Annotated in this window: 15 protein-coding genes and 1 pseudogene; 4 read left to right on the top strand and 12 right to left on the bottom strand. The window is 71.7% G+C overall.

The window, feature by feature from the left end; all coding sequences use genetic code 11:
* Positions 1-93: 93 nt before the first annotated feature.
* Together F7R91_RS20305 and F7R91_RS20300 are read right to left on the bottom strand one after the other, a co-directional pair.
* Positions 94-1,734: an ABC-F family ATP-binding cassette domain-containing protein gene (locus F7R91_RS20305; RefSeq protein ID WP_150950490.1), complete on the bottom strand. Its 1,641-nt coding sequence runs from the start codon at positions 1,732-1,734 to the stop codon at positions 94-96.
* Positions 1,735-1,782: 48 nt separating this feature from the next.
* Positions 1,783-2,805, bottom strand: coding sequence for an oxidoreductase (locus F7R91_RS20300; RefSeq protein WP_150950489.1), 1,023 nt, complete (start codon positions 2,803-2,805; stop codon positions 1,783-1,785).
* A 132-nt stretch (positions 2,806-2,937) separates the two neighbouring features.
* Between F7R91_RS20300 and F7R91_RS20295 the strand changes: the two genes are divergently transcribed.
* Entirely contained in the window at positions 2,938-3,828 is an 891-nt protein-coding gene (locus tag F7R91_RS20295; RefSeq protein ID WP_230989800.1) for an FAD-dependent oxidoreductase, read from the top strand.
* A 31-nt stretch (positions 3,829-3,859) separates the two neighbouring features.
* Here the strand turns inward: F7R91_RS20295 and F7R91_RS20290 are convergent, their stop codons facing one another.
* Positions 3,860-5,815, bottom strand: coding sequence for a Xaa-Pro dipeptidyl-peptidase (locus tag F7R91_RS20290; protein ID WP_150950487.1), 1,956 nt, complete (start codon positions 5,813-5,815; stop codon positions 3,860-3,862).
* A 200-nt stretch (positions 5,816-6,015) separates the two neighbouring features.
* On the opposite strand from F7R91_RS20290, the gene F7R91_RS20285 reads away from it, so the two are divergent.
* Positions 6,016-7,530 (top strand): M1 family metallopeptidase, encoded by a 1,515-nt coding sequence (locus F7R91_RS20285; protein ID WP_191971561.1) that lies wholly within the window; start codon positions 6,016-6,018, stop codon positions 7,528-7,530.
* A 1-nt stretch (position 7,531) separates the two neighbouring features.
* Here F7R91_RS20285 and F7R91_RS20280 read toward each other — a convergent pair whose 3' ends face one another.
* Positions 7,532-8,458 (bottom strand): PfkB family carbohydrate kinase, encoded by a 927-nt coding sequence (locus tag F7R91_RS20280; protein ID WP_150950485.1) that lies wholly within the window; start codon positions 8,456-8,458, stop codon positions 7,532-7,534.
* Positions 8,459-8,578: 120 nt separating this feature from the next.
* Between F7R91_RS20280 and F7R91_RS20275 the strand changes: the two genes are divergently transcribed.
* Positions 8,579-9,292: a MerR family transcriptional regulator gene (locus tag F7R91_RS20275; protein WP_191971560.1), complete on the top strand. Its 714-nt coding sequence runs from the start codon at positions 8,579-8,581 to the stop codon at positions 9,290-9,292.
* A 21-nt stretch (positions 9,293-9,313) separates the two neighbouring features.
* Here F7R91_RS20275 and F7R91_RS20270 read toward each other — a convergent pair whose 3' ends face one another.
* From F7R91_RS20270 to F7R91_RS20245, 6 genes are all read right to left on the bottom strand, one after another.
* The gene (locus tag F7R91_RS20270; RefSeq protein WP_150950483.1) at positions 9,314-10,648 is read right to left on the bottom strand and encodes a glycoside hydrolase domain-containing protein; all 1,335 of its coding nucleotides are present in this window, start codon (positions 10,646-10,648) and stop codon (positions 9,314-9,316) included.
* Positions 10,649-10,858: 210 nt separating this feature from the next.
* Positions 10,859-13,048, bottom strand: a complete 2,190-nt coding sequence (locus F7R91_RS20265) for a 3-hydroxyacyl-CoA dehydrogenase NAD-binding domain-containing protein (RefSeq protein ID WP_150950482.1) — start codon at positions 13,046-13,048, stop codon at positions 10,859-10,861.
* Positions 13,049-13,095: 47 nt separating this feature from the next.
* Positions 13,096-14,310, bottom strand: a complete 1,215-nt coding sequence (locus F7R91_RS20260) for an acetyl-CoA C-acetyltransferase (RefSeq protein ID WP_150950481.1) — start codon at positions 14,308-14,310, stop codon at positions 13,096-13,098.
* Between the two features lie 21 nt (positions 14,311-14,331).
* Entirely contained in the window at positions 14,332-15,474 is a 1,143-nt protein-coding gene (locus F7R91_RS20255) for an acyl-CoA dehydrogenase family protein (protein ID WP_150950480.1), read from the bottom strand.
* On the bottom strand, positions 15,471-16,607 hold the full coding sequence (locus F7R91_RS20250; protein WP_150950479.1) for a CaiB/BaiF CoA transferase family protein: 1,137 nt from the start codon (positions 16,605-16,607) through the stop codon (positions 15,471-15,473). The genes F7R91_RS20255 and F7R91_RS20250 overlap by 4 nt, the downstream gene beginning before the upstream one ends.
* Positions 16,608-16,734: 127 nt before the next feature.
* On the bottom strand, positions 16,735-17,115 hold the full coding sequence (locus F7R91_RS20245) for an MmcQ/YjbR family DNA-binding protein (RefSeq protein WP_150950478.1): 381 nt from the start codon (positions 17,113-17,115) through the stop codon (positions 16,735-16,737).
* Positions 17,116-17,206: 91 nt separating this feature from the next.
* On the opposite strand from F7R91_RS20245, the gene F7R91_RS20240 reads away from it, so the two are divergent.
* Entirely contained in the window at positions 17,207-18,385 is a 1,179-nt protein-coding gene (locus F7R91_RS20240; RefSeq protein ID WP_150950477.1) for a saccharopine dehydrogenase family protein, read from the top strand.
* A gap of 31 nt (positions 18,386-18,416) precedes the next feature.
* On the opposite strand, the gene mmpA is transcribed toward F7R91_RS20240, so the two are convergent.
* Entirely contained in the window at positions 18,417-18,563 is a 147-nt protein-coding gene (gene mmpA / locus F7R91_RS20235; protein WP_191971559.1) for a morphogenic membrane protein MmpA, read from the bottom strand.
* A gap of 594 nt (positions 18,564-19,157) precedes the next feature.
* Positions 19,158-19,844 (bottom strand): annotated as a pseudogene (locus F7R91_RS20230) (endonuclease V); the annotation flags it as partial.
* Positions 19,845-19,851 lie beyond the last annotated feature (7 nt).

Here is a 19,851-nt window from a genome sequence, read left to right as displayed (position 1 = left end):
GGGGGCGCGGGGCTGTGTGGATGTGCGGCTCCGCCGCGCGGGCGCGACCAGCCACAACGCACCCGCAGACGGCGACCGCACCCAGCGGAGCGCCTACCGTTCCGTCACCTTGCCGTCCGCCACCTCCAGGCGCCGTGTCACCCGCACCGCGTCCAGCATCCGCCGGTCGTGGGTGACGAGGAGCAGCGTGCCCTCGTAGCTGTCGAGGGCCGACTCCAGCTGTTCGATCGCCGGAAGGTCCAGGTGGTTGGTCGGCTCGTCCAGGACGAGCAGATTGACACCCCTGCCCTGAAGGAGAGCAAGCGCCGCCCTTGTGCGCTCGCCCGGCGAGAGGGTGGCCGCCGGGCGCAGGACATGGTCCGCTTTCAGCCCGAACTTGGCCAGGAGCGTACGCACTTCGACCGGTTCGGTGTCCGGCACCGCCGCGCAGAAGGCGTCCAGCAGGGACTCCGGACCATGGAAGAGCCCCCGGGCCTGGTCGACCTCACCGACCAGGACTCCAGGGCCCAGCGCTGCCGAGCCGGCGTCCAGCGGAACGCGGCCCAGCAGCGCGCCGAGCAGGGTCGACTTGCCGGCGCCGTTGGCTCCGGTGACCGCCACCCGGTCCGCCCAGTCGATCTGGAGCGAGACCGGACCGAGCACGAAGTCGCCGTGGCGCACCTCGGCGTCCCGGAGCGTGGCGACCACCGCGCCCGAGCGCGGCGCCGCCGCGATCTCCATGCGCAGCTCCCACTCCTTGCGGGGCTCCTCGACGACCTCCAGCCGTTCGATCATGCGCTGGGTCTGCCGGGCCTTCGCGGCCTGCTTCTCGCTGGCCTCGCTGCGGAACTTACGGCCGATCTTGTCATTGTCGTTGCCCGACTTTCGGCGCGCGTTCTTGACGCCCTTGTCCATCCAGGCGCGCTGCATCTGCGCCCGGTCCTGGAGCGCCGCCTTCTTGTCGGCGTACTCCTCGTAGCCGTCGCGGGCGTGCCGACGGGCCACCTCCCGCTCCTCCAGATAGGCCGCGTAGCCGCCGCCGTACAGGTTGATCTGCCGCTGGGCCAGGTCGAGTTCGAGGACCTTGGTGACCGTGCGGGTGAGGAACTCGCGGTCGTGGCTGACGACGACCGTCCCGGCGCGCAGGCCGCTCACGAAGCGTTCGAGCCGTTCCAGGCCGTCCAGGTCGAGGTCGTTGGTCGGCTCGTCGAGCAGGAAGACGTCGTAGCGGGACAGCAGCAGTGAGGCCAGTCCGGCTCTGGCCGCCTGCCCGCCGGAGAGCGAGGTCATCGGCTGGTCCAGGCCCACGGCCAGGCCCAGGGTGTCGGCGACCTCCTCGGCACGCTCGTCCAGGTCGGCGCCGCCGAGCCCGAGCCAGCGCTCCAGGCTCGTCGCGTACGCGTCGTCGGCGCCGGGTGCTCCGTCGACGAGTGCCTCGGTGGCCTCGTCCATCGCCCGCTGGGCCTCGGCGACTCCGGTACGGCGGGCGAGGAACGCCCGTACGGTCTCGCCGGGCCGGCGCTCCGGCTCCTGCGGCAGATGCCCGACGGTCGCTGTGGGCGGGGACAGCCGCAGCTCCCCCTCCTCCGGTGCGGCCAGTCCGGCGAGCAGCCTGAGCAGCGTGGACTTGCCGGCTCCGTTGGCCCCGACGAGGCCGATCACCTCACCGGGTGCGACGACGAGGTCGAGCCCGGTGAACAGGGAGCGGTCGCCGTGGCCGGCGGCGAGGTTCTTGGCGACGAGGGTGGCAGTCATCAGAGCGCCGATCCTAACGGTCGCCCCGGCGCGGCGGTGTCCCGGTATTCACCGTGACACGGCCTCCACCAGCACGCTTCCAAAGGTGCGGGCCACCACGAAGGCCTCGCCCTTCACCGCCTCGGCGTCGAGGGCGATGCGGTGGTGTCCGGCCTCCAGGACGCCGTCGAAGATCTCGTGGGTGTGGGTGCGGTGGAGGCGGTCGAGACGGTACGCGGTGAGCCGGACCCGGCACGGGGCGGTGACCTCGACGCCCGCCTCGCCGTCGGCGGCCACCAGCCCGGCCAGCCGGCGTCTCTCCAGGGGGCTGCGGTCCAGGGCGTGCTGGATCTGGGCGACGAGGAGAGGAACGATCGGGGCGAGGCCGTCGACATGGGCGACGTCGACACCGGCGCGTTCGAAGGAGCGGCGTACCGCGTCCCGTTCCGCCTGGGGGACGGCGCGGCCGAAGGCGACGGCGCCGTAGGCACGCAGTTCCTCGGCGGGTACGTCGTTCGCGTCATGGGCGATGTCCGCGCCGATGCCGATGCCGCGCAGCGCGGCGGCGAGCTTGGCCAGGACGGCGACGCGGGCGCCGATCAGCAGGACCCGGCGGCGGGCGCCGCTCCCGTCGCCGTCCAGCAGGGAGGCCAGTGCCGCGCGGTACTCGGTCCCCCGGAACCGGAAGGGGCCGATGCCGTGGTAGCCGCTCAGGTGCAGGTCGGCCTGTTCGTCGGTCTGCCAGGCGAAGTCCCGCCAGATGTAGTCGTCGCCGTCGCGCGCGATGACCGCCGTGACGGCGCCGCAGGCCAGGTCCTCGCACTCGGGGCAGCCGTAGACGACGTAGCGGCCGCCGGGCAGCGGTGCCTCCGTCTCCAGCAGCAGACTGCGGACCTGGGCGGTGAAGATCGCGGGCGGGACGTCGGAGGCGAGCGGGGAGACGGCATCGAGGTCGGAGAGCCGGAACAGCAGCGGGCGTCCGTCGACGATGAAGTCCACGAAGTCCCGGTGGACTTGGTAGTCACCGCCTGCGAGGACTCCACCGGCACGCATCGCCGGTGCCAGGGCGAAGGTCGCGTATGCGGCAGACATACGGGGAGTATTCCCACATCGGGCCCGGTCCGCGCACGACACGGCACATTCCGCTAGCGTCGGCGCGTGGACAGTGGGCAGGGCGGCGAGGTCGTCGTGGTCGGCGGCGGGATCATCGGGCTGACGACGGCCATGGTCCTCGCCGAGCGGGGCGTCCGGGTGCGCGTGTGGACGCGGGATCCCGTCGAGCGGACCACCTCGGCGGTCGCGGGTGCGCTGTGGTGGCCGTACCGGATCGAGCCGGTGGCGCTCGCGCGCACCTGGGCACTGCGCTCCCTGGACGTGTACGAGGAGTTGGCCGCACGGCCCGAGCGGACCGGCGTACGCATGGTCGAAGGGGTGTTGGGCGAGGCCGACCCTGCCGGGGCGCAGGCGTGGACGGCGGGCCGGGTGCGGGGGCTTCGGGCGTCGACGGCGCGGGAGTACACGGGCACCGGGGTGTGGGCGCGGCTACCGCTCATCGACATGCCCGTCCATCTGCGATGGCTGCGGGAGCGGTTCCTCGCGGCGGGCGGTTCGGTCGAGCAGCGCACGGTGTCCGGCCTCGCGGAGGCGGACGCGCCGGTCGTGGTCAACTGCACGGGGCTGGGCGCCCGCGAGCTCGTGCCGGACACGTCGGTGCGTCCCGTGCGGGGACAGCTGGTCGTCGTGGAGAACCCCGGCATGCGCACCTGGCTCGTCTCCACCGACGCCGCCGGGGAGATGGCCTACTTCTTCCCGCAGCCGGGCCGGCTGCTGCTCGGCGGCACGGCGCAGGAGGGCGTGTGGTCGACGGTGCCGGATCCGTCCGTGGCCGAGGCGATCGTACGGCGGTGCGCGGCGCTGCGGCCCGAGATCGCCGGGGCGCGGATCCTGGAGCACCGGGTGGGGCTGCGGCCGGTGCGGGACTCGGTCCGGCTGGAGCGCGAACCGCTGCCGGACGGACGGGTGCTGGTGCACAACTACGGCCATGGAGGCGCGGGCGTGACCGTGGCCTGGGGCTGTGCGGAGGAGGCGGCGGACCTGGCCGCCTCCTCCGGCTGAACGGGTCAGCGGCCCGGCGTCGGGAAGGCGCTCACCGGCTCCCTCCGGGGATCCGGTGGACCGTGCCCGGCGCCTGGACCCCGTCGAGGGGCGTGGCCCGCGGTGCGGCGGACGCCGGGCCCGCGGTGGCCCGGGCGAACGCCGGCGCCCCGCCGACCAGCGGCACACGGGCCGACGTACGGGACAGGTCGAGCGTGAGCGTGGGCGGGCTGGACGGCGGGTCGATGAGGTCCTTGTCGGTGCCCGCGACGATCAGGGCCAGGCGGTGGCCGGCCGGGACGACATGGTCGGTGGCCGCAAGGTCCAGGGTGATGGTGTACGCCTTGCCCGGGGTGAGCGGGACGCCCTTCGCGTCGGAGGCGTGGTTGCCGAGGTCGGCCCAGCCGCGGCTGACGACCGTGTGGTCGACGTCGGCGGTCCTGGCCCGTGTGTCCTTGAAGCAGGCGCTGTCGCCCGCGCTGCTGGCGCCCCAGCAGGTGCGGTCGGTGAGCGTGGTGATGCCCTCGCCGCTCGCGGCGTAGTCGCGGATGGTGTCGGGGCCGAGGTCGACCAGGACGGCGGACAGGTGCGCCGTCGAGGTGGTGGGGGTGGCGGTGACCTTGACCTCGGAGGAGCCGGAAAGGCGCAGGCCGCGGGTGAGCGGAACGGTCACGAAGCCGGCCTTGTCGGGCGTGGAGGTGTCGATCCGTGCGGCCCAGTCCGTCTCGCCGTGCTGCGGGTCGTCGGTGAAGGTCTCGGTGCCGGTGCCCCTGTTCGGGCCGAGCGTGCCGACGCCGGGCTGTGGGCCCGAGTCCGGGCGCAGGGTCGTGGTGGCCGTGCCGCGCGGGGGCCAGACCTTCGAGGTGATCCACTGGTCGGGGTGGCGCTCGATGTCGGCCATGGGCTCACGGTCGATGCCGTTGTCGTAGCCGAGCAGTTCGTGGTCGAACCAGCGGTGCAGGGTGTCGACCCAGGTGGCGCGGCGGAAGTCGAAGGGGTCGACGTGGCCGGTCTGGGAGAGCCAGATCTTGCGCTCGACACCGTGCTGCGCGAGGGCGTCCCACCACTGGCCGAGGTGCTTCATCCGAACGTTGAGGTCCTGTTGGCCGTGGATCGCGAACACGCTCGCCTTCACCTTGCCCGCGTCCCTGACGTAGTCGCGCTCGGTCCACAGCGACGTCCAGTCGCCGGTGCGCGGGGCCTCGTCGACGAGCCTGCGCTGGACGGCGGCGCATCTGGCGCGGGCATCGGGGCTGTCGACGTAGTCGGACAGCCAGTCGGGGCCGGAGTCGTACAGGGGTGCGCCCTTGGCGAAGTAGTAGTCGTACCAGGAGGAGATGGCGCTGATCGGGACGACGGTCTTCAGGCCCTTCACTCCGGTGGCCGCGACTCCGTTGGCGATCGTGCCGTCCCAGCTCTTGCCGATCATCCCGGTTCTGCCATTGGTCCAGGCCGCCTTGGCGCGGACCGTGCCGGTGCGGGTGGTGTAGGCCCTGGCTCGGCCGTTCAGCCAGTCGACGACGGCCTTCGCGGACCGGATGTCGGAGCGGCCGCCCACGTCCACGCAGCCGTCGGAGCGGTTGGTGCCGGCGAGGTCGACGCCGACGAAGGCGTAGCCGCGGGGCACGAAGTAGTTGTCGTAGAACAGCGGCATCCGGACAACGTTGCCGCCCCCGTCGTACGTCTTCTTCTGGCTCTCGTTGCCGCGCCCGCAGCAGGAGTAGTAGGGGCTGGCGTCCATGATGACGGGCACCTTGCGGCCCTGCTGGGCGGGTTCGCGCGGGCGGACGATGTCGACGGCGACCCGGTCGGTCTTCCCGTCGCCGTCGCCGTCTAGGCCGGTGGCCACCCAGACGGCCTCGCGGATCGCGTTGTCGTACGAGTAGACGGGCCGGCTCTCGCGCGGGGCGCCGTGGGCCGCGGCGGGGGTCAGGAGTGCGGCCGTCAGGGCGGCGATCGCCGCCGTCGCGAGCGGTCTCCAGGTCGTGAGGCGCATGCGTTTCGGCATGCGCGGACGGTACATCGGTCAACTCCCGTGCAGAAGAGGGAAATCGGACGTGCGTGTGAACCGTGCAGGGCCTTGGGACGGGGTCACTCAAGACGGCTGAATGGCGATCGTGTGACAGGCGCGGCCGTGGACACGTCCCGGGACACAGGGACTCAATAGGCTCCGGAACAGCCCATGTGCCCCTACGACTTGGAGCTTTCGTGCACCGCAGAATCATCGCGCCGGGCGCACTCGCTTCGGCCACCCTGTTGCTGGCGATCCCGGCCTCGGCGGCGAGCTACTCCCCCGGTGCGCCGGGCATCGGCGACCCCTACTACCCGGCCTACGGCAACGGCGGATACGACGTCTCCCACTACGACCTCCGGCTGAAGTACCAGCCGGCCACCGACGAACTGGAGGGCACGGCGACCCTGCTGGCCCGGACCACGCAGGATCTGTCCCGGTTCAATCTGGACTTCGTGCTGGACGTCGGCGAGGTGCGGGTCAACGGCGCCGAGGCGGCGTTCCGGGCCTCGGGCGAGCACGAGCTGGAGATCACGCCCAGGACGCCGCTGCCCAAGGGCACGGCCGTCACCGTCGTGGTCCGCTACCGCGCAGTGCCGTCCACCAAGCAGGCGTACGGCTTCACCGGCTGGCACCGGACCCCCGACGGCGGCATCGGGGCGAACGAACCCGAGGCGGCCTGGTGGTGGTTCCCGAGCAACGACCACCCGCTCGACAAGGCGACCTACGACGTGTCGGTGGCCGTGCCGGACGGCACTCAGGCCATCTCCAACGGCACACTGCAGTCGACGGTTTCCCGGCTGGGCTGGACCCGCTACAACTGGCGGTCCAACAAGCCGCAGGCGACCTATCTCGCCACGCTCGCGGTCGGGAAGTTCGACATCACCACGGGGAGGACCGACAGCGGTGTCCCGGTGATCAACGCGTACAGCAAGGACCTCGGCGACAACTACGGCGCGGCGCGGGCGAGTGTCGAGCGGACCGGGGAGATCGCCGACTGGCTGAGCGGATACTTCGGGAAGTATCCGTACAACGCGCTCGGCGGGTACGTGCCGAACACCACGACCGGGTACGCGCTGGAGACGCAGACCCGGCCGTTCTACAGCCCGCGGCAGTTCGCGAACGGCTCCAACGTGTCCGTCGTCGTCCATGAACTGGCCCACCAGTGGTACGGCGATCTCGTGTCCGTCGCCGGCTGGAAGGACATCTGGATCAACGAGGGCTTCGCACGGTACGCGCAGTGGCTGTGGTCCGAGCACGAGGGTGAGGGCACGGCGCAGGAGCTCGCGGACCACGTGTACGCCTCGCACCCGGCCGACGACGCGTTCTGGACAGTGAAGCCGGGCGACCCGGGGCCGGACAACCAGTTCCATCTCGCCGTCTACGACCGGGGTGCGCTGGCCCTCCAGGCGCTGCGCAACGAGGTGGGCGACGACGCGTTCTTCGCCCTGCTCAAGGGCTGGCCGCGGAAGTACGCCTACGGCAACGCCTCGGTCGCCGCCTTCCGGGCGTACGCGGAGGAGGTGTCCGGCAGGCCGCTGGCGGCGTTCTTCGACACGTGGCTGTTCCAGCCGTCGAAGCCCGGCGTCTCCGCCGCCCGGGGCGCCTCGATCTCGACCCGGGACCCGGGAACGAAGGGTGCGCCCGGTCGGCCGGAGTCCTGGAAGAAGATCGCGGCGACGAACGGCGTGCACGAGCACCCGGAGCGGTGACCTAACGCGAGAAGGCCGGGGACGACTCCAACCCGTCGACCCGGGACAGGAGTTCGTCCCGGGCCAGCGCGTCGGTCCGGGTCGCCGGCACGGTGCAGGCGTGGGCGCCGGCGACCGCGCCGTACAGGGCGCAGCGCTGCGGTGGCTCACCGCTGAGGCGGCCGAAGAGGAACGCGGCCGCGAAGGCGTCGCCCGCGCCGTTGGAGTCGACGACCGGCGCGGGCGGTGTCACCGCCGGTACACGGGTCAGCTCGCCGCCGGCCAGCAGGTACGCGCCCTCGGCACCGGCGGTGGCGACGACGGCCTCGGCCCGGCCGCGCTCGGCGATACGGCGCATGGTCCGCTCGGGGTCGGTGAGGGCGGCGGCGGAGAGAAAGACGACGTCGGCCGCGTGCGCGAACGGCTCGTGGTACGGGTTGTGACCGTCCCAGTTGTGCAGGTCGGTCGAAACGGTGACTCCGGCCTCGCGCAGGACGGGCAGCATGTCGGCGCACGGCTGGGTGATGCAGACGTGCACATGGCGGCTCGACTCGGCCAGGGCGCGGACGACGGGCACCGGAAGCCGGTCCGCCGCGCGGGTGCGACTCGTGTCGTAGAGCGACAGCCGCCTCCCGTCCGGCCCGACGAGGTTGACCGCACGCTTGGTGCCGGCGGGCTGGGGGACGGCGGTCAGCGCGATGCCACGGTCACGGTGCAGCGCACGGACGAGGTCGCCCTCGGGATCGTCGCCGATCAGGTCCAGATGGTGCGTACGCAGACCGAGGGCACTCAGTCCGAGGGCCACGAAGTCACCGGTCTGCCCGGCACGGGCCCGGATCCCGGAGTCGATCATGTAACTGTCGGCATACGGAAGCGGCAATTCCGGCACCTGCACGATGGTGTCCACCCCCGCACCACCCAGCACAAGAACATCCACGCCCCGACTCAACTCCGCCCCTCCCCATGGTCGCGCGCCCCTTGGGGTGCGCCGCCCTGACCGTACGCCGACATGTGCAGCTGTGTCACTCACAGGTTTCACAGCGATGGTGAGACAGCGATACTGCTGGACATGACGAACGACACCGGGGAGCCGTCCCTCACGATCGACGAGCTGGCCGCGCGGGCGGGTATCACGGTTCGTACCGTTCGTTTCTACGGGACCAAGGGGCTGCTGCCGCCGCCCGTGATCGGTGCGCGGCGGGTGGGGCACTACGGGCAGGAGCATCTGGCCCGTCTGGAGCTGATCGAGGAGCTGCAGCGGCAGGGCATGACGCTGGCGGCCATCGAGCGCTATCTGCAGCAGCTGCCGGCCGGCCTGAGCGCCCACGACCTGGCCATCCACCGGGCGGTGGTGGCCTCCTGGGCGCCGGAGGCCGTGGAGACCGTGGCACGGGAGGAGCTGGAGCGGCGGGCGGGGCGGGCGCTCGGCGACGACGAGATCGAGCGGCTGGGCGCGATGGGGGTGGTCCGGGCGGAGGACGGCTCGTACCAGGTCGACATGGGTCTGCTGCGGCTCGGCGTCCAGCTTCTGGACGTACCGCTGTCGCAGCAGGCGATTCTCGCGGCGCGCAAGGTGCTCATCGAGCACTCGCGCGCCGCCGCACACGAACTGTCGCAGCTCTTCCGCGGGGAGGTGGGCCAGCGGGACGCGCGGGACGTGAGGTCCCTGTCGGAGCACATGCACCCGCTGGTCGTGCAGGCACTGCTGACGACCTTCCAGCGGTCCCTGAAGGAGGAGCTGCGTGAGTGGGTCAGTGCGTCACAGGTGCGCCGGCCCGCCTGACATGTCGGTTCCGACGGCAGCTCAGCAGCGTGGAACCGGTTTGCTGTACGAGGTGCTGCTCGGCGTGGCCACGTAGTGGTCCGACACGTAGTGCCCGTTGTCCAGCCGGTCCCACACCTTCGTGGCGCCCACCGTCGATCCCGCGCGCTGGCAGGTGACCCAGGCCAGCGCCCCGTTCGGCGAGGTGCCGACGGCCGTGTACCCGGAGCCGGGGCCGCTTCGTTCGGTCAGGCCGCCCGCGGCGGTCACCTGGTACGGATAGGTGCAGCGGGGCAGGGGCGCGCTGTAGCCGGTACCGGACGGCGTGCTGACGTAGTGGTCCGAGACATAACTGCCGTTGCTCAGCTTGTCCCACACGGACGTGGTGCCGACCTTGGATCCCGGTGCCTGGCAGACGACCTTGACGGACGAGCCGGGCGCATGGGTCCCGGAAACCGGGTAGCTCGTCGACGGACCGGTGCGGGCGTTGAGCGGGGTGGTGCTGGTCACCTTGTACGGGTGGGCGACCGTGGCGACGGGAGCGTCGAGACGGTCGTTGTCGATGTTCAGGGTGACACCGCCGTACGTCTCGTCGTGGCTGCCGCGGTACTGCTTGGCCCGCTGGTGGACGGCCCACTTGGAGTCCGCGATGCCGGCCCAGCCCTTGAGGGAGTCGACGCCGTCGTAGCGCGCGATCCACAGGGCGTCCGGACGGGCGTACGTCGTCGACGTGTAGACGTCCGCGAGTTGCTTGGCGCCGAGGTTGAGGTTCATGTAGACGCCGGAGACATAGCCGATCCGGTGCAGTTCCTTGGTCCAGGCGGAGACGTAGGTCAGCACGGCGGTGCGGCATACGCTTTCGGTCTGGGAGTAGTGCTCGATGTCGTTGTAGAGGGCGCTGCCCGGCAGCATGCCGAGGGCCTTGGCCGCCGTGACCGCCTGCTGGGCCGCCGCGGTGCCCTGCGACCGGGCGGTCGCCGGGCTCGTGCTGATCTTCGCGTCGGTCGGCCGGGCCCCGCAGGGCGGCTGCAGGCCCTTGTGGATGGGGATCAGACGCCACTTCAGCTTCGACACGGAGGCGACCCACGATGCGGTCAACTGGGGCTGGGCGCAGGTGCGGTTGACGCCGGAGACATAGACGCCGAGCGCACGGTACGGCGAAGCGTTCCATGCCTGCACGGTGGAGAGCGGCGGTGCCGTGCAGGCGTCGAAGGCGAGACCCGAGTACCGGGTGGCGGTCGCGCCCGACGGATAGGCGACGGGTGTGGACGGTTCGGCGCCGGCGACCGGAGCGAGCGCCAGCACGGCGGTGCCGCTCAGGACGCAGGCGGACGTGACAGCAAGAAGTCTTCGCAGGGCAGAACGCGGATACGGCATGACGGACCCCCCTGGGCGTTTCGGCCGAGTGCCGTCAGGTTCAGCGCCTGTGCCGCCCCCTGGCAATACGTCGAACGGCCCTATCTCTGCCGTTCATTCACCGATCACCAGCGGGCGCGCGCGAGCCGGAGGCGGCGTGACGCTCGGCGTCACGCCGCCTCCGGCTCGGCTCTCAACAGCCTCGTCCCCAACCCGCCGGACGGGCCGGCCTCAGTCGGCGAACCGCTCCCCCTTCTCCGCCTTCTCCACCAGCAGCGCCGGCGGCGTGAAGCGCTCGCCGTAGCGTTCGGCGAGTTCACGGGCGCGCGCCACGAAGCCGGGCAGGCCCGCACCTACCCGGGCGCTGCCCTCGTAGCCGTTGATGTACTGGAGGATGCCGCCGGTCCAGCCCGGGAAGCCGATGCCGAAGATCGAGCCGATGTTGGCGTCGGCGACGGAGGTCAGGACGCCCTCTTCGAGGAGCTTGACCGTGTCGAGCGCCTCGGAGAACAGCATGCGTTCCTGCATGTCCTCGAAGGGGATCTGCGCACCCTCACGGCTGAAGTGCTCCCGCAGGCCGGGCCACAGGCCCGCCCGCTTGCCGTCCTCCCCGTACTCGTAGAAGCCCGCGCCGCCGCTGCGGCCCGTACGGCCGAACTCGTCGACCATGCGGTCGATGACCGCCTCGGCCGGGTGTCCGTGCCAGGTGCCGCCGGCCTCCTCGACGGCCCGCCTGGACTCGTTGCGGATCTTGCGCGGCAGGGTGAGCGTCAACTCGTCCATGAGGGACAGCACCTTGGCGGGGTAGCCGGCCTGCGCCGCCGCCTGTTCGATGGACGCGGGCTCGATGCCCTCGCCGACCATCGCCACGCCCTCGTTGATGAAGTGCCCGATCACCCGCGAGGTGAAGAAGCCGCGCGAGTCGTTGACGACGATCGGGGTCTTCTTGATCTGCCGGACCAGGTCGAAGGCCCGGGCCAGCGCCTCGTCGCCGGTCCGCTCGCCCTTGATGATCTCGACGAGCGGCATCTTGTCGACCGGTGAGAAGAAGTGCAGCCCGATGAAGTCGGCCTGGCGCTCCACGCCTTCGGCGAGCACGGTGATCGGCAGGGTGGAGGTGTTGGAGCACAGCAGCGCGTCCGGCTCGATGATGTGCTCGATCTCCTGGAACACCTTGTGCTTGAGCGAGGTGTCCTCGAAGACCGCCTCGATGACCGCGTCGCAGCCCGCGAGGGCCGCCGGGTCCGCCGTGGGCGTGATGCGGGCGAGCAGCGCGTCCGCCTGCTCCTGCGTCGTACGGCCGCGGGAGACGGCCTTGGCGCACAGCTTCTCGGAGTAGCCCTTGCCCTTGGCGGCGGCTTCCTGGGACACGTCCTTGAGGACGACCTCGATGCCCGCGCGGGCGCACGAGTAGGCGATGCCCGCGCCCATCATCCCGGCACCGAGCACGGCGACCTTGCGGACCTGGCGCGGCTCGACGCCCCTTGGCCGGTTGGCGCCGGAGTTGACGGCCTGGAGGTCGAAGAAGAAGGCCTGGATCATGTTCTTCGAGGTCTGGCCGGCGGCCAGTTCCACGAAGTAGCGGGCCTCGATGACCTGCGCGGTCTCGAAGTCGACCTGGGAGCCTTCGACGGCCGCGGCGAGGATGTTGCGCGGGGCGGGATAGGGCGCCCCGTTCGTCTGCTTGCGCAGATTGGCCGGGAAGGCGGGCAGGTTCGCCGCGAACTTGGGGTTGGCGGGTGTGCCGCCGGGGATGCGGTAGCCGGGCTTGTCCCAGGGCTGCTGCGAGGCGGGGTTGGCGTCGATGAACGCGCGGGCCTTGGCGATCATCTCGTCCGGGGTGGCGGCCACCTCGTGGACGAGCCCGTTCTCCAGCGCGCGCCGCGGGCTGTACTGGGTGCCCTGGAGGAGCACCTTGAGCAGCGCGTCGGCGATGCCGAGCAGGCGGACGGTACGCACGACGCCGCCGCCTCCGGGCAGCAGACCGAGCGTGACCTCGGGGCAGCCGATCTTCGAGCCGGGCGCGTCGAGGGCGACCCGGTGGTGGCAGGCGAGGGCGATCTCGAAGCCGCCGCCGAGGGCCGCGCCGTTCATCGCGGCGACGACGGGCTTGCCCAGGGTCTCGATGCGGCGCAGGTGGCGCTTGATCGCCATGCCGCCGTCGAACAGGTCCTGCGCGGTCTCGGGGGTGACCCGGACGAGGTCGCGCAGATCGCCGCCGGCGAAGAAGGTCTTCTTGGCGGAGGTGAAGACGATGCCGCGGATGCTGTCCTTCTCCGCCTCCAGGCGGTCGGTGATGACGGCGAGGGAGTCGCGGAACGCCTGGTTCATGGTGTTCGCGGACTGCTCGGGGTCGTCGAGGACGAGGGTGACGACGCCGGTGTCGTCCTGTTCCCAGCGGATGGTGGTGCTCTCGGTCATGACAGGGTCTCCGTTGAAGTCTCTCGGGTCCGGATTCCGCCGGGGATTCAGATGCGTTCGACGATCGTCGCGATGCCCATGCCGCCGCCCACGCAGAGGGTGGCGAGGCCGTACCGCTTGTCCTGGCGTTCCAGTTCGTCGACGAGCGTGCCGAGGATCATGGCGCCGGTCGCGCCCAGTGGGTGGCCGAGGGCGATCGCGCCGCCGTTGACGTTGACCTTGTCCAGGGACAGGCCCATGTCCTTGACGAAGCGCAGCACGACCGCCGCGAAGGCCTCGTTGATCTCGACGAGGTCGATGTCGTCGATGGTCAGGCCGGCCTTGGCGAGTGCCTTGCGGGCCGCCGGGGCGGGCCCGGTGAGCATGATGGTCGGCTCGGAGCCGGACACGGCGGCGGAGATGATCCGGGCGCGCGGGGTCAGGCCGTAACGGTCGCCGACCTCCTTGGAGCCGATGGCGACGAGGGAGGCGCCGTCGACGATGCCGGAGGCGTTGCCGGCGTGGTGGACGTGGTCGATCTTCTCGACCCAGTGGTACTTCTGCAGCGCCACGGCGTCGAAGCCGCCCAGGTCGCCGATGTCCGCGAAGGACGGCTTCAGCTTGGCGAGGGAGTCGGCGGTCGTCCCCGGGCGCATGTGCTCGTCGTGGTCGAGGACGACGAGGCCGCTGCGGTCCTTCACCGGGACGACCGACCGGTCGAACCGGCCCTCCTTCCAGGCCGTGGCCGCGCGCTCCTGCGACAGGGCCGCGTACTCGTCGACGTCCCGCCGGGAGAAGCCCTCGATGGTGGCGATCAGGTCCGCGCCGATGCCCTGCGGCACGAAGTTGACGGCCAGGTTCGTCATGGGGTCGTTGAACCAGGCGCCGCCGTCCGAGGCCATCGGGACCCGGGACATGGACTCGACACCCCCCGCGAGGACCAGGTCCTCCCAGCCCGAACGGACCTTCGCGGCGGCCAGGTTGACGGCTTCCAGGCCGGAGGCACAGAAGCGGTTCTCCTGTACGCCGGCCACCGTGTCCGGCAGCCCGGCGGCCACGGCGGCGATCCGGGCGATGTCGGAGCCCTGGTCGCCGACCGGACCCACGACACCGAGGACGATGTCGTCGATCGCGGCCGGGTCCAGGCCCGGGAAGCGGGCGCGGATCTCGTGGATGAGTCCGACGACCAGGTCGATGGGCTTGGTGCCGTGCAGGGCTCCGTTCGCCTTGCCGCGGCCGCGGGGGGTGCGGATCGCGTCGTACACGTACGCTTCGGTGCTCACTGGAAAGCCTTTCGCGGAGGGTTAACCCAGGAGGGACCGGCCGATGATCTCCTTCATGATCTCGGTGGTCCCGCCGTAGATGGTCTGGATGCGGCCGTCGGTGAAGGCCCGGGCCACCGGGTACTCGGTCATGTAGCCGTAGCCGCCGTGCAGTTGGAGACAGCGGTCGGCGACCCGCTTCTGCAGCTCGGTCGCCCACCACTTGGCCATGGAGGCGTGCACGGCGTCGAGCCCGCCGCTCGCGTGCTCCTCGATGCAGCGGTCGAGGAACGCGCGCGTGACCGCGCACTCGGTGGCCATCTCGGCCATCTCGAAGCGGACGTGCTGCTTGGTGGACAGGGGGCGGCCGAAGGCCTCGCGCTCCTTGACGTACTGGGTGGTGATCTCCACCAGGTGTTCGGCGGCGGCGATCGCGGAGACGGCGATGCTCAGGCGCTCCTGGGCGAGGTTCGTCATCAGGTGTCCGAAGGCGCCGTTGAGCTCGCCGAGCAGGTTCTCCTTCGGCACGCGCACGTCGTGGAAGAACAGCTCGGCCGTGTCCTGCGCCTTCTGGCCGATCTTGTCGAGGTTGCGGCCGCGTTCGAAGCCGGGCATACCGCGCTCCACGACGAACAGGGACAGGCCGCGCGCGCCGCCCTCGGGCGTCGTCCTCGCCACGACGATCACCAGGTCGGCGATGATGCCGTTGGAGATGAACGTCTTGGCGCCGTTGAGCAGCCAGTGGTCGCCCCGGTCCGCCGCGTGCGTCCGGATGCCCTGGAGGTCGGATCCGGCGCCGGGCTCGGTCATGGCGATGGCCGTGACCAGTGAGCCGTCGCAGAAGCCGGGCAGCCAGCGCCGCTTCTGCTCGTCGGTGGCCAGACTCGTGAGGTACGGGCCGATGATGTCGTTGTGCAGCCCGAGGGCGAGTCCGGGGGTGCCGGCGCGGGTGAACTCCTCGGCCAGTACGGCGCTGTAGCGGAAGTCGTCGGTGCCGCCGCCCCCGTAGTCCTCGGGGACGGCGATCCCGAGCAGGCCCTGCTTGCCGGCGGCGCGCCAGGCGTGGCAGGAGACGATGCCGTCCTTCTCCCACTGCTCGTAGTACGGCAGCACCTCCCTGGCCAGGAAGCTGCGCACGGTCGCGCGGAACGCCTCGTGCTCGGCTGCGAAGATCTGCCGCTTCATTCAGGGCCTTTCATGAGGTCGGGTACGTCCCAGTCGCGGGCCACGTCGGCCGTGTCGGCGCCGGGTTGCGCGGGGCCGGTGCGGACTCCCGCCGGGGTTTCGGAGAAGCGGGGCGCGGGGGCGGGCTGGGTGATGCCGCCGTGGTCGGTGAAGGTGCCGCGGGCCGCGAGGTGCGGATGGTGCGGGGCCTCGCCGAGCGACAGCACGGGGGCCACGCACGCGTCGGAGCCCTCGAAGACGGCGGTCCACTCGTCCCTGGTACGGGACTTGAAGCGGGCGGCGACCGCCTCGCGCAGCTCGCCCCAGCGCGTCCAGTCCTTGCGGGCGGCGGCCTGGTCCTCGATGCCGAGGAGATCCAGGAACTCCTCGTAGAACTGCTGCTCCAGCGCTCCCACCGCCATGTACCGGCCGTCGGCGGTCTCGTAGGTCCCGTAGTAGGGGCAGCCGCCGTCGAGGAGGTTGGCGGCGCGCCGGTCCTGCCAGCCGCCGGCGGCGAGCATGCCGTGGATCATGGCCGAGAGATGGGCGGTGCCGTCGACGATGGCGGCGTCGACGATCTGGCCGGTGCCGGTCGCGCGTGCGTGGTGCAGGGCGGCGAGGACGCCGACGACGAGGTAGAGCGAGCCGCCGGCGTAGTCGCCGAGCAGGTTCGCGGGGACGGCCGGCGGCTCGTCCGGGCGGCCGATCATGCCGAGGGTGCCGGTGAGCGCGATGTAGGCGATGTCGTGTCCGGCGCGGTGGGCGAGGGGGCCCTCCTGGCCCCAGCCGGTCATCCGGCCGTACACGAGCCGCGGGTTGCGGGCGTGGCAGGCCTCGGGGCCGACGCCGAGGCGCTCGGCGACGCCGGGGCGGTAGCCCTCGATGAGGATGTCGGCGCGGTCGGCGAGGCCGAGGACGCGGGCGGCACCGTCCGGGGACTTCAGGTCGACGATCACCGAGCGCTTGTTGCGGTTCGTGACGTCGAAGTCGGGGTTGACCGCGAGTCCGGTGCCGCCGGGCCGGTCCACGCGGACGACGTCGGCGCCGAGGTCGGCGAGGAGCATGGCCGCGAACGGGCCGGGCCCGATGCCGGCCAGCTCGACGACGCGCACGCCGGTGAGCGGGCCGTGTCCAGGCGTCTTTGCCGCTGCCATGCAGCCCCCAGGATCGTGACACAACTGCTGTAACACCGATGATGCTAGGAACGTGTTCCACCAGGCACAAGACCTGGACGAGCAAGCGCTTAGCCAATTCTGGCCACGATCGGCCGCAATCTGCCGCTCAGTGCCCGTCCAGCTCCGCTATCAGCCGCTTGGGGGCGATCACGCGGTAGCTCTCCTCAACCCAGTCGCACAGCAGCTCGGCCGCCGGGGCGCCCTTCTCCTCCAGCGAGATGCTGACCCAGCCGGCCTTCCCCAGGCCGTACCCGGCGGGCTCGGCGCCGGGCAGCGTCAGGGCGTGGGCGTGCGCGGACTCGTCCTTGAGCTTCACCGTGACGCCGAGCGGGTAGCTGCCGTCGTCGACGCCGAGGAAGACGAACACCTTCTTGTTGACCTTGGCGACGGTCTCGCCCCAGGGATGCTCCTCGGTGGCGCCCGGCAGGCCGAGGGCGTACTCGCGCACTTTCTCCCACTTCTTCAGGGCATTCTTGGGCACGGTCACCGCATACCTCCGGGCTCGTCGTCGGGCTCCGCACTCCTCACGCTAGCCTCGGCCACCGACAACGGCGCGTACTGCGGGACCGAGGGGTGTCATGAGCAGGCTGAACAGGACGGATCGTCCGTACGACATCGTGCTCTTCGGAGCCACCGGCTTCGTCGGGACGCTGACGGCGGAGTATCTCGCCGCGAACGCGCCCGAGGGGCTGCGCTGGGCGATCGCGGGGCGCAGCGAGCGCAAGCTGCAGGAGCTGCGGGAGCGGCTGCCCGGCGGTGCCGGGGTCGGCGTGCTGCGTTCGGATGTCGCCGACCCGGCCTCGCTGCGCGAACTCGCGGAGCACGCGCGCGTGGTGGCCACGACGGTCGGCCCCTATGTGCTGTACGGCGAGGAACTCGTCGCGGCCTGCGCGGACACCGGGGCGGACTATGTCGACCTCACGGGTGAGCCGGAGTTCGTGGACCTGATGTACGTCCGGCACGACACACGCGCGCGTGAGACCGGCGCGCGGCTGGTGCACGCCTGCGGGTTCGACTCGGTGCCGCACGACCTGGGCGCGTACTTCACGGTCCGGCAACTGCCGGAGGGCGTGCCGCTGACGGTGGACGGGTTCGTGACCGCCGACGCCACCTTCTCGGGCGGCACGTTCGCCTCCGCGCTCGGCCAGTTCGCACGCGGGCCCCAGATGCTGGCCGCAGCGCGCGACCGGGGGCGGCACGAGCCGCGGCTGGTGGGACGGCGGGCCTCCGCTCCGACGGGCGCTCCGCGGTTCGCCAAGGAGGTCGGCGCCTGGGCGCTGCCCCTGCCGACCATCGACCCGCAGATCGTCCGGCGGTCCGCCAAGGCGCTGGAGCGGTACGGCCCCGACTTCCGCTACCGGCACTACGCGGCGGTCAAGCACCTGCCGATCGCGGTGGGCGGAGTGGCGGCCGTGGGCGGGATCGCCGTCGCCGCCCAGCTGCCGCCCGCGCGGCGCTGGCTGTCGGACCGGCTCAAGCCCGGTGAGGGGCCGAGCGCCGAGAAGCGCGCGAAGAGCTGGTTCCGGGTCCGCTTCGTCGGCGAGGGCGGCGGCCGGCGGGTCTTCACGGAGGTCGCGGGAGGCGATCCGGGATACGACGAGACGGCGAAGATGTTCGCCGAGGCGGCGCTGTCGCTGGCCTTCGACGACCTGCCGCCGACGACCGGCCAGGTCACGACGGCGATCGCCATGGGCGACGCGCTCACGGAGCGGCTGCGCGGGGCGGGGATCACGTTCCGGGTGGCGGCAAGCCGCTGAACCGGCCTTGCGGTGGGCCGGTGACCCGGCCCTAAAGGGTCCACCCGGCCACGGTGAGGATCATCCCGCCGATCCAGGCGACTCCCGCCACCACGGCAAGAACCAGCGCGGCCGTCACGGCACGCTCGACGGGACGGTTCGGGTCGGACAGGGGCTGCGGGGCGCGACGTGTCGTCATGCGCAACAGCCTGCCGATCACGGCGGGGCGACCACATCCGTACGGATACTCAGACAACGTACTCACAGGACTTACTCATGGGACGTACTCGGGAGGCGTGCTCGGCCGTCGCGCTCAGTCGGTGAGCCCGGAGGGCGGCCAGTCCCCGGGCGGCCAGTCCCCCAGCGCCTCCGCGATCCGGTCCCGTACGGACACATCGTGCGCGACGCCGGCGAGACGGACGGCGAGGGGACCGATCTGCCAGCCCGCGTGATGGTCGAACAAGGGAGGGGGTCCTGCCTCGTTGTGGGCGACCTTGCCCACGAGCTCCGCGAGGCGGACCAGCAAGCGCTGCTCCTCCGTCGGGTCCGCCCCGAACGGGAGCCCCCGCGCGCGGACCAGCTCGAACACCTCGCGTCCCCGGTGCCACTGCTCGCGGTCGCCCGCCAGTTCCAGCGCGGCCTCGATCTCCGGGGTCCGGCCCGGGCCCTCCGCCGCTGCCGCGAGCACCCGCCCCGCCCAGGCCACGGGCAGGGGCTGGCGCTCGAACAGGGAACGGCCCCAGCTCCGTTCGGGGTCGGCGGCCGCGCGGTCGGCCAGGGGGCTCCGCCCCTGTGTCGCCTCCCGCAGCGCCCGGCGGCACAGCGCGTCCGCCCTGCGGGTCGTCTCCGGGAGGCGGTACTCCGGGGTCAGGGTCAGGGTGTGGGCGCAGGCGTTGGTGAGGGTGGTTCGGTGGCCCACGGAGACGAAGACCGGCTTGACCGTCTTCCGGGTGCGCAGGGCGCGACCGACCTCCTCGGTGCCCGCGAGGAGCGGCGAGGAGGCGCCTCGCTCGGGGCCCGGATCGTCGTACGTGAAAGTGAAGGGGTTCTTGGCGACGCCGATCGTGGGCAGGCCCGTGAGGACGCCGAGGTGGCTGGCGAGGCCGAAGCGGCGGGGGTGGGCAAGGCCGTAGCCGTCGCACACCACCAGGCCGGGCGGGCAGGGCAGGGCGTCGAGCGCGGCGAGCACCGTGGGGATCTCGCGGAAGGCGAGCAGACCCGGGACGTACGGGAAGGAGATCCGGCCGACGGCGGTGGCCTCGGCGACGACGTCGAGGGTCGCCGCGTCCAGCACGACGGCCGCCGCGGCCACGACGTCCCGCTCGTCGTCGTAGGCCACGTCGACACCGGTCACCCGTCCCGTGCCCGGCGGCGGACCGGGCTCGTCGAGCACCACCCGCTGCCGCAGTTCGTCCTGCACGGCACGGGCGTGCTCCTCGGTGGCGGGCCAGCCTTCGGGGATGCGTACGGTCGTCGTCATGGTGTGA

The sequence above is a fragment of the Streptomyces luteolifulvus genome (assembly GCF_008806595.1).
GTDB lineage: Bacteria > Actinomycetota > Actinomycetes > Streptomycetales > Streptomycetaceae > Streptomyces > Streptomyces luteolifulvus.
The sequence above is the reverse complement of the archived record's forward strand: the minus strand, read 5'-3'. Positions and strand labels throughout refer to the sequence as shown.

Bases quoted from the DNA above. Each gene is read 5' to 3' on its own strand.
- F7R91_RS20265 (WP_150950482.1), bottom strand. From the start codon at position 13,048: ATGACCGAGAGCACCACCATCCGCTGGGAACAGGACGACACCGGCGTC.
- F7R91_RS20250 (WP_150950479.1), bottom strand. From the start codon at position 16,607: ATGGCAGCGGCAAAGACGCCTGGACACGGCCCGCTCACCGGCGTGCGC.
- F7R91_RS20255 (WP_150950480.1), bottom strand. From the start codon at position 15,474: ATGAAGCGGCAGATCTTCGCAGCCGAGCACGAGGCGTTCCGCGCGACC.
- F7R91_RS20305 (WP_150950490.1), bottom strand. From the start codon at position 1,734: ATGACTGCCACCCTCGTCGCCAAGAACCTCGCCGCCGGCCACGGCGAC.
- F7R91_RS20275 (WP_191971560.1), top strand. From the start codon at position 8,579: ATGACGAACGACACCGGGGAGCCGTCCCTCACGATCGACGAGCTGGCC.
- F7R91_RS20240 (WP_150950477.1), top strand. From the start codon at position 17,207: ATGAGCAGGCTGAACAGGACGGATCGTCCGTACGACATCGTGCTCTTC.
- F7R91_RS20270 (WP_150950483.1), bottom strand. From the start codon at position 10,648: ATGCCGTATCCGCGTTCTGCCCTGCGAAGACTTCTTGCTGTCACGTCC.
- F7R91_RS20295 (WP_230989800.1), top strand. From the start codon at position 2,938: ATGGTCCTCGCCGAGCGGGGCGTCCGGGTGCGCGTGTGGACGCGGGAT.
- F7R91_RS20290 (WP_150950487.1), bottom strand. From the start codon at position 5,815: ATGCCGAAACGCATGCGCCTCACGACCTGGAGACCGCTCGCGACGGCG.
- F7R91_RS20300 (WP_150950489.1), bottom strand. From the start codon at position 2,805: ATGTCTGCCGCATACGCGACCTTCGCCCTGGCACCGGCGATGCGTGCC.
- mmpA (WP_191971559.1), bottom strand. From the start codon at position 18,563: ATGACGACACGTCGCGCCCCGCAGCCCCTGTCCGACCCGAACCGTCCC.